The following is a 14,171-nucleotide window of genomic DNA, read 5'->3' on the forward strand; positions in this document are numbered from 1 at the left end:
GGAGGTGCGGCGATGAGCGACTCCATAGCCGTGGTGGGCCTGGCCTGCCGCTTCCCCGGCGCACCGGACCTGGGGGCCTACTGGGACCTCCTGCTGGACGAGCGGGAGGCGCTGACCCGCTTCACCGACGCCGAACTGGCGGCCCGGGGAGTGCCGCCCGCGCTGCGCCGCAACCCCGCCTACGTCCCCGTGGGCGGACTGATCGAGGACCAGGAGTCCTTCGACCCCGCCCCGTTCGGCATCGGTGACGCCGAGGCCGAGTCGATGGACCCCCAGCAGCGGATCTTCCTCGAGACCGCCTGGCACGCCCTGGAGCACGCGGGCCACGGCGGCGCGAGCGCCGCGGGAACGGTCGGCGTCTACGCGGGCGCCGCCCTGTCCGGCTACCTCGCCACCAACCTCGCCCACCGCTTCGACCCGCTCGGCGGCGCCGACCCGGCGGGCAGCCTGCACCTGCACACCGGCAACGTCGCCGACTACCTGCCGCTGCGCACCGCCCACCGCCTGGGCCTGACCGGCCCCGCGGTGGCCGTCGGAGCCACCTGCGCCACCTCCCTCGTCGCCGTCCACGTGGCGGTGCAGGCCCTGCTGGCCGGGGAGTGCGACACCGCGATCGCCGGGGGAGTCTCCCTGCGGGTGCCGCAGGGGCGGGGCTACCTGCACGTACCGGACGGGCCGTTCTCCGCCGACGGCCGCACCCGCCCGTACGCGGCCGACGCCCGCGGCACCGTGTTCACCCAGGGCGCCGGCGCGGTGGTGCTGCGGCGACTGGAGGACGCGCTGGCCGACGGCGACACGGTGCACGCGGTGGTGCGCGGTTCGGCGGTCGCCAACGACGGGGCCGAGCGCGCCGGATTCACCGCCCCGTCACCCGACGGACAGGCCCGCACCATCGCCGAGGCCCTCGCCGTGGCGGACCTGGAACCGCGCGACATCGGCTACGTCGAGGGCCACGGCACGGGCACGGTGCTCGGAGACCCGATCGAGGTACACGCCCTGCGCCGGGTGTTCGGCCCGGCCGACCGCCCGTGGTGCCTGCTCGGCTCGGTCAAGGGCAACATCGGGCACGCCGACTCGGCCGCAGGCATCGCGGGATTCGTCAAGGCCGTCCTGGCCCTGCGCGACGGCGTCGTCCCGGCGAGCCTCCACTGCGCGACCCCCAATCCCGAGCTGGGGCTCGACGGCTCCGCCTTCCGCCTCGCGCACACCACCGAGAAGTGGGACGGGGACGGGATCCGGCGGGCCGGGGTCAGCTCCTTCGGCATCGGCGGCACCAACTGCCACGTCGTCCTGGAGCAGGCACCCGTCCCCGCACCCGGCCCGCGCGACGACCGCGCCCAGCTCCTCGTCGTCTCCGCCGCCGGGCCGGAAGCCTGCCGCGCCACCGCCGGCCGCCTCGCCGACGCGCTCTCCTCCACCCCCGGCCGCCTCGCCGACACCGCCCACACCCTGACCACCGGCCGGGCGCACCTGCCCGTGCGCGCCGCCGTGGCCGTCGCCCCGGGCGAGGACCCCGCCCCGGCGCTGCGCCGCGCCGCGCCGGCCACCGCCCCGGACACGCCGCCCCGGGTCGTGCTGGCCTTCCCCGGCGGCGGAGCCCAGTACGCCGGCATGGCGGCGGGCCTGTACCGGGACGAGCCGCGCTTCGCCCGGACCACCGACGAACTCGCGGAGCTGTTCTCACCGCTCATCGGCGCGGACGTGCGCGACGTCCTGCTGGCCGCCCCCGACGACCCCGCCGCCCGGCGGCTGGCCCGCACACCGGGAGTGGGCCTGCCCGCCCTGTTCACCGCGTGCGTGGCCACCGCCGAACTCCTGGCCGCCTTCGGCGTCCGCCCGGACGCCGTCCTGGGCCACAGCGTCGGCGAGTACGCGGCCGCGGTCACCGCCGGAGTGCTGGACCGGGCCGACGCCGCCCGGCTGGTCGCGGCGCGGTCGACGGGCATGGCCGGACTCCCGGCCGGCGGCATGCTGGCGGTCCCGCTCGGCGAGGACGACGTCCGCGCACTCCTGGCGGACCACCCGGACCTGGACGTCGCCGCCGTCAACGCCACCGACGCCTGTGCGGTGTCGGGGCCCTCGGCGGCGATCGGAGGGCTGCGCGAGGCGCTGGCGCGGAAGGGCGTCACGGCGGAGCCGGTCGCGGTGGAGGTCGCCGCGCACTCCCGGCTGGTGGAGGCCGCCATACCCGGTCTGCGCGCGGTCGCCGCACGGCTCCGCCCGTCCGCCCCGCGCCTGCCGCTGGTCACCACCCTCACCGGCAGGGAGGCCACCGCCGCCGAGCTCACCGACCCGGAGCACTGGATCCGCCATCTGCGCGGCACCGTCCGGTTCGCCGACGCCCTGGACACCGCGCTCGGCGGCGGGGCGACGGTGCTGGTCCAGGCGGGCCCCGGCGGCATGCTCGCCGCGCTCGCCGCGCGCAAGGGCGCCGGGGCGGTTCCCGCCGCGGTCACCACCTTCCCCCGGTCGGACGAGGGAGGCGACGGGCGGGCCGCGCTGCTGGAGGCCGTCGGACGCCTGTGGAGCGCGGGCGTGCCCGTGGACCTCACCGCCGGGCAGAAGCCCGGGCGGCGGCGCGTGCCCCTGCCCGGGTACGCCTTCCGGCGCCGCCGCTTCTGGGTGGACCCCGCACCGCGGACGGGCGCTCCCGCCCCGGGACCCGCCCCCGCCGAACCCGACGCCGCGCAGCCCCTGCACCTGCCCACCTGGCGGAGGCTCCCCCCGCTCACGGCGGCGGTGGACGGCGGCCGGTGGCTGGTGCTCGGCCCGGGCGAGCAGGCGGAGCCCCTGCGTGCGGCACTGCGCGGGCTGGGGGCGCAGGCGGCGGACGCTCTGCCGCAGGAGGCCGGGGACTGGGCCGGGTTGACGGCCGTCGTGTACTGCGCGGGCCGGCCCGCCCGAGCCGAGGGGGAGGACGCCGCGGCCCTGGCGGAGGAGATCCACGACCACGGCCGGTTCGCGGCCGCCGTCGCCTCCGGCGGGCTCGGCGAGCGGTCCCTGCCGCTGCTGCACGTGACGACCGCCGGCGAGAGGGTGGTGGGCGACGAACCGGTCGACCCCGTGGCCGCCGCCGTCCGCGGGCTGCCCCGGATCCTGGCCCAGGAGGTCCCGGCCCTCCGGTGGCGCTCGCTGGACCTCCCCGGCACCGGCGCGGACCTCACCGGGAGGATCCTGGCCGAGGCCGCCGACCTGGTCGCCACCGGCGGGCGGGACCGGACGGCGTCCTGGGAGACGGCACTGCGCGGCGGGCACCGCTGGCTGCGGCAGTGGGAGCCCTGGCAGCCCGGCGACGGGGCCGCGCTGCCCGGCCGTCCGGTCGTCGTCGTCACCGGCGGCCTGGGCAACGTGGGCCTGGCCCTCGCCGGACGCCTGTGCCGTGAGCACGGTGCGCACGTGGTCCTGGCCGGCCGCGGCGGACTGCCGGACGACAGCGCCGGCCCGCGCCCGCGGGCCCGTACCGAAGCCGTACGGCGGCTGCTCGACGACGGCCACGACGTCCGCGTCGAGACCGCCGACGCCACCGACGGCCGGGCGCTGGAGGACCTGCTGAAGGCCGTCGCGCGGGACCACGGCCGGATCGACCTGGTGGTCCACGCACCCGTCGTCGTGGAACTCGCCGCGCTGGCCGAGACCGACACCGCGGTGACCGGGGCGGTCCTCGCGCCGAAGGTGACCGGCGCCCTCGCGCTGAGGGACGCCGTCGCCGCGCTTCCCCCGTCCGCGCGTCCCGCCACCGTCCTGCTGATGGCCTCCGCGGCCGCCACCATCGGCGGCTTCGGCCTCGGCGCCTACGTCGCCGCCAGCCGCTACCTGAGCGGCCTCGCGCACACCCTCGACCGGGCGGACGGCACCCGCTGGATCGCCGCGGACTGGGACCGCTGGCGCTTCGGCACCGAGGAGGAGCGGGCCTCCGCGTCCGAGATCACCATGCGGCACGCGCTGGACGCCCCCGACGCGCTGGACGCGCTGCTGCGCATCGCCGGCCTGGCCGCCGGGGGCGACGCGCCGGCCCACCTCGCCGTCTCGCCCGCGGAACTGAACAGCCGCTCCCTGGCCCTGGCGGTCCGCACGGTGCGCAGCGGGGCCGCCGGCGGGACCGCGCCCGGGACCTGGGCCGAGCGCACGGTGGCCGCCGTCTACGCCGACGTCCTCGGACACCCCGTGGACGACGCCGAGGCCGACTTCTTCGCCCTCGGGGGGCACTCCCTGCTCGCCACCCGGGTCCTGGCCCGGCTGCGCGACGAGCACGGCGCCGCGCTGAGGCTGCGCGACCTGCTGGCCCGCCCCTCGGTGCGGGCGCTGGCGGAACTGCTGGAGGAGACCACGGGGCGCACGGCGGGGGAGAGCACCGCGGGAGAACCGGAGGACGACGGCGGACCCGCGCCGGCCGCCGCCGGGGCCGGGGAGCCCTTCCCCCTCACCCGGGTCCAGCACGCCTACCGCGTCGGCCGCTCGAGCGCCTTCGAACTGGGCGGCGTCGGCTGCCACTTCTTCCTCGAGCACCACGCCGCCGAACTCGACGTGGAGCGCTACCAGGCGGCCTGGAACGCGGTGATCGCCCGGCACGACATGCTGCGGGCCGTCATCACCCAGGACGGCCACAACCTCGTCCTGCCGCGGGTGCCCGAGTACCGCATCCCCGTCACCGACCTGTCCGGCGAGGTCCCGGCCGAGGCCGAGCGACGCCTGGCGGAACTGCGCGACCGCGTCTCCCGGCGGGTCGCCGCCCCCGACCGGTGGCCGCTGATCGAGGTCCACGCCGTCCGCCTGCCCGACGGCTGGCGGGTGCTCCTCTCCGTCGACGTCCTGGTCTGCGACTCCGCCAGCTACCTCCTCGTCGACCGCGAACTGCGCGCCCTGTACGAGGACCCGGGCACCCGACTGCCGCCGCTCGGCGTCACGTTCGCCGACTGCGTCCGCGCACTGGAGGAACGGCGCTCCGAACCGGCGTACCGGAGGGCCGCCGCCTACTGGCGCGACCGGGCCGGCACCCTGCCCGGCGCCCCCGCCCTGCCGGTGCGCGGCCGACAGGACACGCCCAGGTTCGGGCGCCGCCGCCACGTGCTCGGCGCCGACCGCTGGCGGGTGCTGCGGGAGCGGGCCGCCGGGCTCGGCGCCACACCGACCGCCGTCCTGCTCGCCGCCTACGCCGACGTGCTCGCGGCCTGGTCGGACGACCGCCACTTCGCGATCACCCTGACCGTCTTCGACCGGCCGCCGGTGCACCCGGACGTGGACCGCGTCGTCGGGGAGTTCTCGTCGCTGCTGCTCCACGAGTGCGACCTGCGCACCCCCGCCGCCTTCTCCCAGCGGGCGCGCGCCGCGCAGCACCGGCTCTTCGAGGACCTCGACCACCGCGAGTTCTCCGGTCTCGAACTCCTCGCCGAGCAGGCGTCCCGCACCGGTGCCCAGCGCAACGTGCCGGTGGTCTTCACCGGCATGCTGGGCCTGGACCGGTTCGGCGGGAACGGCGACGCCCACGACCACGAGTGGCTGGGCCCGGTGGTGCACGGCGTCAGCCAGACACCGCAGGTGTGGCTGGACCACCAGGCGTACGAGCACCGCGGCGACCTGGTCCTGCAGTGGGACGTCGCCGAGAACGTCCTCGACGCGGAAGCCGCCGACGCGGCCTTCGCCGCCTACACCGCGTGGCTGACCGAACTGGCCGGGCACCCGGACCTCTGGGACGCCCCCGAGGCCGGCCCCCGTCTCGGCGGCGAGGCGCCCCGGCCGGCCGTTGCGGAGGAGACCCCGGCACCGGCGGAGCCGGCCTCCGGCACCGTGCCCGAGACCCTGCGGGCCCTGTGGGCGGAACTGCTCGACCTCGACGCCGGGGCCATCCCGGCGGACGCCACCTTCCTCAGCCTCGGCGGCGACTCGCTCCTCGCCGTCCGCATGGCCGCGATGGTCAGACGGCGCCTGGGCGTGGTCCTGGCACTGCCGGAGGTCCGCTCCGACCTCACCCTGACCCACCTCGCGCGGCTCGTCCGCCAGCGCGGCACCGGCGCCCCGGCCCACCAGGCGCTGCCGGTGAGGCTCCGGCGGCGCCCCGACCCCGAGGAGCCGTTCGCGCTGCTGCCGCTGCAACAGGCCTACTTCGTCGGACAGCGCGGGGGCTGGGAGCTGTCGTACGACTCGGTGCACTACTACACCGACGTCGGCCTGCACGGAGTCGACGCCGAGGACGCGCCGGTGGCGCTCGTCGACGCCGTACGGCGCCTGGTGGCCGCGCAGCCGATGCTGCGGGCCCGCGTCCTGCCCGACGGACGCCAGCGGATCCTGCCCGCGGACGATCCGGCGGCGGCGGTCCTGCCCGTCACCGTGACCGACCTGAGGGACGCCGGCGCCCGGGAGGCCGAGGCGGCGCTGGAGGACGTCCGCGCCGAGATGGGCGGCACCGGTCCCGACCCGGTGCAGGGGCCCGGATTCGCCGTGCGGCTCACCCTGCTGCCCGCAGGACGAGGCCGGCTGCACATCGCCTTCAGCCTCATGGTGGCCGACGGCTGGTCCGCGCAGCTCTTCGCCCGCCAGCTCCTGGCCTACGCCGCCGACCCCAACACCGTGCTGCCGCCGCTGCTGGTCGACTTCGGCGACTACGTCACCGCCCTGGAGGAGGCCCGCGCCTCCGAGGCGTGGCGGGCCGACCGCGACTGGTGGTGGGAGCGGCTGGAGGAACTGCCCGCCGCACCGGAACTCCCGCTGCTCGCCGACCCCGGAACGGTCACGGCGGCCGGCATGACCGGCCGGGAGGCCCGGCTGCCCGCGCACCGCTGGGAGGCGCTGCGCGAGCGGTGTGCCGAACACGGGCTGACCCCCTCCGCCGTCCTCGCCACCGCCTACGCGGCGGCCGTCGCCCGGCTCTCGGGGAGCTCCCGGTTCGTGCTCAACACCCTCCAGTCCAACCGCCACCCGCTGCACCCGGACGTCGACCGCATGATCGGCGCCTTCTCCGGAACGGCCCTCGTACCCGTGGACCTGACCGGGGACGCGCCGTTCGCCGCGCTCGCCGAAAGGGTCCAGGAGCAGATCACCGGCTCGCTGTCCCACAGCCTGGTCACCGGCGTGGAGGTGGCGCGCGAGCTGACCCGCCGCACCGGCAGCCGCCGCCCTCCGGCGCCCGTGGTCTTCCAGAGCACCCTGGGCCTGGGCGCGGCACTCGGCGGTGACCTCGACCCCGAGGCAGGCCCGCTCGGCACCGTCGACGAGTCCGACCACCACCAGCGGATCCGCACCCCCCAGGTGCTGCTGGAACTGCGGCTGTACGAGGTGAGCGGCGAACTCGTCCTCGCCCTGGCCTCGGTGGACGAGCTGTTCCGCCCGGGCGACCTGGACCGGCTGTTCGACGAGGTGGTGCGGACCACCGGGGAACTCGCCGACGGCACGGCCTGGCGGGCGCCGGTCGAACTGCCGGCCGGACCGCCGGCCGGGGCCGGCGCGCCCCGGCACGGGGAGGCGGCGGGGGACGCCGCGGTCGCGCACGACCCCGGTGCGCCGCGCGGCGGGACCGAGCGCGCGATCGCGGAGCTGTGGGCCGGTCTGCTGGCCGTACCGGCCGAGGACGTCGACCGCACGGCGGACTTCTTCGCCCTCGGCGGCGACTCCCTGCTGGCCGTGCGCATGCTCACCCGGTACGCCAGGGAGCACGGCGGCTCCGTCGCCCCGCGCACGTTCCTCACCGACCCCACCGTCGCCGGGTTCGCGGCGGCGCTGCGCGCGGCCGACGGCCGGGGCGCCGCGGAGGGAGCCGGCCGGGGCGCCGCGGACGCCGTGCCCGTCGAGGACATCGCCGTTCCGCTGCGGGAGGGGGAGGGACCGGCGCTGTTCCTGCTCCACCCCTCCGGCGGGGACGTCCTGTGCTACATGGAGCTGGCCCGCCGCCTCACCACCGGCCACCCGGTCGTCGCCCTCGCCGACCCCGGGCTGTCCGGGCACGCCGGTCCCGAGCGCATCCCGGACATGGTCCGCCAGTACCTGCACGTGGTGCGGCAGCACCAGCCCCACGGGCCGTACCTGCTCGGCGGCTGGTCCATGGGCGGCACCGTCGCCCACGAACTCGCCCGCGCGCTGCGGCGGCAGGGCGAGGAGGTCGCCCTCCTGGCGATGATCGACTCCAACAGCCCGGACCGCATCGTCGCCGTCGAGGGCCTGGACCGGCAGCGCACCGCACAGGAGGTGAGGCTGAGGTACCTGCGCTCGCTGGAGGCGTACCTCGACCTCGACACCGGCGGCGCGGACCCCGGCGAGCTGGAGCGGTCCCTGCGCGAGGAGCGGCTGCTGGGGACGGAGGAGAGCGTCTCCGGACGGGTCGAGGTGTTCGCCCGCCATCTGCGCGGCCTCGCCGAGCACCGCGCGGGCCCCCTCGACGGGGACGTCCCGGTGCTGCTGCTGCGCGCCGCCCACACCTCGCCCCGCAACGGCCGCATCGGCATGGGCGTCGACGACTCCTTCGACGACGAGGCGCTGGGCTGGCGTCCCCACGTGGGAGGACCACTGGAGGTCGTGCCCGTCGCCGCCCACCACTACTCCGTGCTCCGCGACCCCGCCGTGACCGAGGTCGCCGCCGCCCTGAGCCGCGCACTCGACTCCCTCGGACCGGACACCGCTCCCGCCCGGCCGTGAGAACCGGCACCCCCAGCCACACCCGAACGGAAGAAAAGAACGACATGGACAACGGCCGCCGCCACCGCGCGGACGACAGACCGACCGACACCCGTCCCGCCCGCCGGCGCGTACTCGGCGCCGGGCTCGCCCTGGCGGGCGGCGCCGCCCTCGCCGCCTGCGGCCGCGGCGGCGACACCACCTCCGACGGCTCCGCGCCGGACGGGGGGAAGCCGGCGACGGGCGGCACCCTCCGCTACGGAACCGTCGCCGCGGGCGGCGGAACGGCGGTCACCGACCCCCACGGCACCCTGCTGAACCAGTCCGACTGGATCCGCATGGCCGCGCTGTACGACGTCCTGGTGGCCCCCGCCGGCAGGGGTGGGGTGGCGCCGCGGCTGGCGCTCTCCTGGGAAGCGGAGAAGAACGCCACGCGCTGGCGGTTCCGGCTGCGCGACGACGCCCGCTTCACCGACGGCAGGGCGGTCCGCGCCGCCGACGTCCTGCACTCGCTGCGCCGCATGGCAGACCAGGCGGTACAGAACGGCGGCCGGCTCGGCACCGTCGACATCAAGCGCTGCCGCGCCGAGGACGACCACACGCTCCTGATCGCCACCGGCGAGCCCGACGCCGAGCTGCCGCGCACCCTGTCCGGGGTGGTCTTCGTCGTGCCCGACGGCGCGGACGACTTCGGGCGGCCCGTCGGCTCCGGACCGTTCCGCCTCAAGGCCCTGGACGGGCAGACCGCCGCGCTCACCCGCAACGAGCGCTGGTGGGGCGCCCGTCCCCACCTCGACGGACTGGAGATCCGCGGCTTCGCCGACCCCCAGGCCCTCGCCTCCGCCGTCACCTCCGGCGCCGTCGACGTGGCGAGCGACGTGGCCCCGGCCACCGCCAAGTCCGCCGCGGAGGGCGGCGGGCTGCGGGTGCTGAGGCGGAGGGCCGCCAACGGATATCCGCTGCTGATGCGCCTGGACCGGGCCCCCTTCGACCGGCCCGAGGTGCGCCGCGCCGTCAAGCTCGCCGTCGACCGGCAGGCGCTGGTGGACTCGGTGTTCCTCGGGTACGGCACGCCCGGCAACGACGCGCCGTGCGCCGACGACCCGTCGTACCCCAAGGACCTCGCCCCGCCCGCCCGCGACCTGGAGCAGGCCCGCGAGCTGCTGCGCAAGGCCGGTCACCCCGGCGGACTCGACCTCGAACTCCACACCACCACGGCCTACCCGGCGATGGCCACGGCCGCGTCGCTGCTCGAACGCCAGCTGCGCGAGGCCGGCATCCGCGTCACCGTCCGCCAGCACCCGCCGGAGAGGTACTGGAGCGAGGTCTACCTGCGCGAACCGCTGTGCACCGGCGTGTACGCGGGTGTCGGGTTCCCCACCTGGACCCGCCAGACCGCCCTGTCGGCCTCCGCCTACAACGAGACGGGCTGGAAGAACCGCTCGTTCGACCGGGACTTCGCGGCGGCCATGGCGGACACCGACACCGGGCGGCGCACCAGGGCCATGGCCGAACTCCAGCGGCGGATCGCCTCCGACGGCGGTCTGCTCGCCTGGGGCGCGGGCGACGGCCTCGACGTGGCCGACTCCCGCGTCGGCGGTCTGCCGGACGGCACCGGATACGCCCGTCTGCTGCTCGACCGGACGTGGCTGAGGCGGTGAGGACGTCCCGGTCCGGCCGGGCCGGGGCGGACGGCGGCGCACCGGCCGCGGGCCCGCGCGGCACCCTCCGCCGGGTGCTGCCGGCCGCGGTGCGGTGCGCCGCCGTGCTGATCGCCGTGTGCGTCGCCGTGTTCGCGGTGACGTCGCTGCTGCCCGGAGACGCCGCCACCGCCGCCGCGGGCGCGCAGGCCGACCCCCGGCGTCTGGCGGAACTGCGTGCGCAGGCGGGGCTCGACCGGCCCGCGTGGCAGCGTCTGGCCGACTGGTTCGGCGGCGCGGTCCGCGGCGACCTGGGGCACTCCCTGGTCGACGGCGGCGCCGTCGCGCCGCTGCTCGGCAGCCGGCTCACCGCCTCGCTGCTGATCGCCCTGCCGTCCTGGCTGCTGGCCGTGGTCCTCGGCACGGCGGCGGCGATCCTCGTCGCCCGCGCGCCCGCCTCACGCGCCGGACGCGCGGGGGCCACGTTCGCCGCGGCGGTCGTCGCGATCCCCGACACGGCCCTGGTGGCCCTGCTGGTGCTGCTGCTGGCGGTGACGCTCGGCTGGCTGCCCGCCGTCTCGCTCGTCCCCGCGGGCGGCTGGGCACTGGACCGGCCCGAGATCCTCGTGCTGCCCGTCCTGGCCCTCACCCTGCCCGCCGCGGCCTGGACGGCGCGCATGCTCCTGGGCCCGGCCACGGACGTCTACCGGCGGCGGTTCGTCCAGGACGCGCTGCTGCGCGGTGTCTCCCCGGCCCGCTGCGCGATCCGGCACGTCCTGCCCCATCTGGTGGCACCGCTGGCCCAGGCCGCGGCCGTCCTGGCCGGTGCGCTGCTGGCGGGCACCGCCGTGGTCGAGTCGGTCCTGGGCTACCCGGGACTGGGCCAGCTTCTCGCCGCATCGGTCGCCGCACGGGACACCCCGGTGGTGCAGGGCATCGCGCTGCTGGTCGCCGCCGTGATCCTGGCGGCGATGACCGGTGCCGACGCGGTGGCCGCACGGGCGGCGCGCAGGGCGGGGGCCGTGCGATGAGGCGGGGGAGGACCGACCGCACGGCCGCCACCGCCGCTGCCACCGCCACCACCGTCACCATCGCCGTCCTGGTGCTGCTGGTGGCCGCCGTCCTGGGCGGCCCCGCGCTGGCCCCCGGTGATCCGATGGAACCCCGGGGCGCACCCTGGAGCGGGCCGGACGGCCGTCACTGGCTGGGCACCGACGTCCTGGGCAGGGACGTGCTGTCGCGGCTGGCGGCCGGGGGCCGGGGACTGCTGGCGGTGGCCCTGCCCGCGGGCCTGGCGGCCACCGCCGTGGGAGCCGCCGCCGGCCTGGCCGCCGCCCGGCACCGGCGCGCCGGGCGGCTGGTCCTGCGCGCGAGCGCCGGCCTGCTCGCCGTGCCCGGCCTGCTGGTCGTCCTGGTGTGCGCGACCGCGTTCACCGCGCCGGTCGCGGTGTGGGCCGGCATGCTCCTGGTCGGTGCGCCGCTGTCGGCGCGGGTGGTGCACGCCACCGCCGCGCCCCTGTCCGGCGCCGGCTTCGTGAGGGCCGCCCTGGCGCGGGGCGAGCGTCCCGCCGCGATCGTCCTGCGCGAACTGCTGCCCGCGGTGAGCGGGACGGTCCTGGCCGACGCCGGACTGCGGGTCGTCGCGGCCCTGCAGCTGACCGCCGCGGTGCACGTGCTCGGCCTGGGCCCGCAGCCCCCGGCGGCGGACTGGGCCCTGATGATCAAGGAGAACATGTCCGGGGTGTCGCTCAACCCCGCCTCCGCCCTCGCCCCGGCCCTCGCGCTCGCCCTCCTCGCCGCCGGCATCGCCGTCGGACTGGACCTGACGGCGCGGCACCTGACCTCCGGAGACCGAGACCGATGAGACCCCTGCTGGAACTCGACGGCGTGCGCCTGACGGACCGGAACTCCTCCCGCGACCTGCCCTGCCCGCCGATCGCGCTGGAGCCGGGGGAAGCGGTGGTGCTGGCCGGCCCCTCGGGCGCCGGCAAGACCACCGTGCTGCGGCTGCTGCTGGGAGCCCTCCGGCCCGGCGCGGACCTGGCGGCCGGCGCCGTCCGGTGGGACGGCGCGCCCCTGCCGGCCCCCGGGACCGGTGCGGCCCGGCGCTGGCGGCGCGCCCACGTCGGCTACCTGGCCCAGGACCCGGCCGGAACGCTCGACCCCCTGCGCCGGATCGGTCCCGCCGTCGCCGACGGCCTGCCGCCCGGCACGCCCCGGTCCGCGCGGAGCCGGCGGGTCACCGAGGTGCTCACCCGCCTCGGACTGCCGGACGATGCCGCCCGGCGCCTGCCCCACCAGCTCTCCGGCGGCCAGGCACAGCGCGCGGCGCTGGCCCGCGCGGTGGTCGGCGAGCCGCGCCTGCTGCTCCTGGACGAGCCGACCAGCGCGCTGGACGAGGACGCCGCCGGCCTGGTGGCCGCGGAGGTCCGGCGCCATCTGGCACGGGGCGGGGTCGCGGTGGTGGTGAGCCACGACCGCTCCTGGGCCGAACGGTCCGGCCACCGGATCGTCGAACTGGCCGCGGAAGAGGAGGCGTCCGGGGGCCCTGCCCCCCTCCCCGCGCCCCTCCCTCCCCGCCCGGCCCCGGCGGCCGGCGGTCCCGTGGCCTTGCGGGTCCGCGGGCTGACGGTGGGACGCCCCGGCGGGAGCGGTCCGCCGCTGGTGGCCGACGCCGACCTGGACCTGCGCCGGGGCGAGCTGGTGGCGCTGCTGGGCCCCTCCGGGGTGGGCAAGAGCACGTTCCTGGGCGTGCTCGCCGGTCTCCACCCGCCCCTGGCGGGCCGGGTGGAACTCCACGGCGCACCGCTGGCCCTGGCCGACGGGGAGGGCCGTACCGCCCGCCGGGACCGCGCCGCCCGCGCGGCCGTGCAACTGCTCGGCCAGGACCCCGACGGAGAGCTCAACCCCGCCCACCGGCTGGTCACCGCCGTGGCCCGTCCGGCCCGCGTCCTGCGCGGGTCGCCCCGCGCCCGGGCACGGGCCACGGCGCTCGAACTGCTCACCGAGACCGGGCTGGAGGAGGAACTGCACGGCCGCCGCCCCGGTGCCTGCTCGGGCGGGCAGCGCCAGCGGGCGGTGGCGGCCAGGTCCCTGGCGGCGGACCCCGAGGTGCTGCTCGCCGACGAGCCGACCTCCGCGCTCGACGCCGGGACCGCGAAGACGCTCCTGGACGTCCTCGACCGCCGCCGCGCGGCGGGGATGGCCGCCCTGGTGGTGACGCACGACCGGGCCGTCGCGGCACGCGCCGACCGCGTGTACGAGCTGCGCGACGGCGTTCTGAGGGAGGGCCACCGGGCGGTGCCCGGCCGGGGCCCGGCGATGCCGGAGGAGGCATAGATGAGGTTCGACGACATCTGGATCACCGGGACCGGCGGCGTGCTGGGGGACCTGGTGCCCGTGGCGGAGGCCGTGGAGGGCGGCGCATACGCACCCCGGGACGCGGCCGAGTCCGGCATGGTCTCGGTCTCCCACTGCGAACTCGCGCCGCCCGAACTGGCGGTGCGGGCCGGCCGGGCCGCGCTGCGCGCGTCCGGCGGCGCCGCCGGGCGGCCCGCGCTGCACCTGCACGGCGCCTGCTGGTTCCAGGGGCTGGACATGTGGTCGGCGGCCTGCCGGATCTCCGGCGAACTGCTCGGCGGTGCGCCGCTGGAGGGGCTGTCGGTCCAGGTGTCGGCCCTGTCCAACGGCTCGCTGGCCTGCCTGGAACTGGCGGCCAGCGTGCTGGCCGGACGGCCCGACGCGCCCGCCGCGCTCGTCACCGCGGCCGACCGCTTCCACCCCTCCGGCCTGGACCGCTGGAACTTCGACTCGGGCGTCGTCATGGGCGACGGCGCCGGGGCGGCCGTGCTGGCCCGCGGTACCGGCGGCCGCCTGAAGCTGCTGAGCTGCGCCTCCCACAGCGACCCGGCACTCGCGGACGTGCAGTTC

5 protein-coding genes and 1 pseudogene are annotated in these 14,171 nt (G+C 77.7%); all 6 read left to right on the forward strand.

Annotation, left to right across the window (positions count from 1 at the left end; all coding sequences use genetic code 11):
• The first annotated feature begins 12 nt into the window (after positions 1–12).
• A complete protein-coding gene (locus QC029_RS26090; protein WP_279558257.1) occupies positions 13–8,622 on the forward strand; it encodes a type I polyketide synthase in 8,610 nt (2,869 codons plus the stop codon).
• A 44-nt stretch (positions 8,623–8,666) separates the two neighbouring features.
• Positions 8,667–10,262 carry an ABC transporter substrate-binding protein gene (locus QC029_RS26095; protein WP_279558258.1) on the forward strand — a complete coding sequence of 532 codons (1,596 nt, stop codon included), beginning with the start codon at positions 8,667–8,669 and terminating at the stop codon, positions 10,260–10,262.
• Positions 10,259–11,272: an ABC transporter permease gene (locus QC029_RS26100; protein ID WP_279558259.1), complete on the forward strand. Its 1,014-nt coding sequence runs from the start codon at positions 10,259–10,261 to the stop codon at positions 11,270–11,272. Before QC029_RS26095 ends, QC029_RS26100 begins: the two co-directional genes overlap by 4 nt.
• Complete coding sequence (locus QC029_RS26105; RefSeq protein WP_279558260.1) at positions 11,269–12,105, forward strand: ABC transporter permease subunit; 837 nt, start codon at positions 11,269–11,271, stop codon at positions 12,103–12,105. The genes QC029_RS26100 and QC029_RS26105 overlap by 4 nt, the downstream gene beginning before the upstream one ends.
• Positions 12,102–13,580 (forward strand): ATP-binding cassette domain-containing protein, encoded by a 1,479-nt coding sequence (locus QC029_RS26110; RefSeq protein WP_279558261.1) that lies wholly within the window; start codon positions 12,102–12,104, stop codon positions 13,578–13,580. The genes QC029_RS26105 and QC029_RS26110 overlap by 4 nt, the downstream gene beginning before the upstream one ends.
• Positions 13,581–14,171 (forward strand): annotated as a pseudogene (locus QC029_RS26115) (3-oxoacyl-ACP synthase); the annotation flags it as partial.

It is taken from the genome of Streptomyces sp. DH37 (assembly GCF_029813835.1).
Lineage (GTDB): Bacteria > Actinomycetota > Actinomycetes > Streptomycetales > Streptomycetaceae > Streptomyces.

Bases quoted from the DNA above. Each gene is read 5' to 3' on its own strand.
- QC029_RS26090 (WP_279558257.1), top strand. From the start codon at position 13: ATGAGCGACTCCATAGCCGTGGTGGGCCTGGCCTGCCGCTTCCCCGGC.
- QC029_RS26095 (WP_279558258.1), top strand. From the start codon at position 8,667: ATGGACAACGGCCGCCGCCACCGCGCGGACGACAGACCGACCGACACC.
- QC029_RS26105 (WP_279558260.1), top strand. From the start codon at position 11,269: ATGAGGCGGGGGAGGACCGACCGCACGGCCGCCACCGCCGCTGCCACC.
- QC029_RS26110 (WP_279558261.1), top strand. From the start codon at position 12,102: ATGAGACCCCTGCTGGAACTCGACGGCGTGCGCCTGACGGACCGGAAC.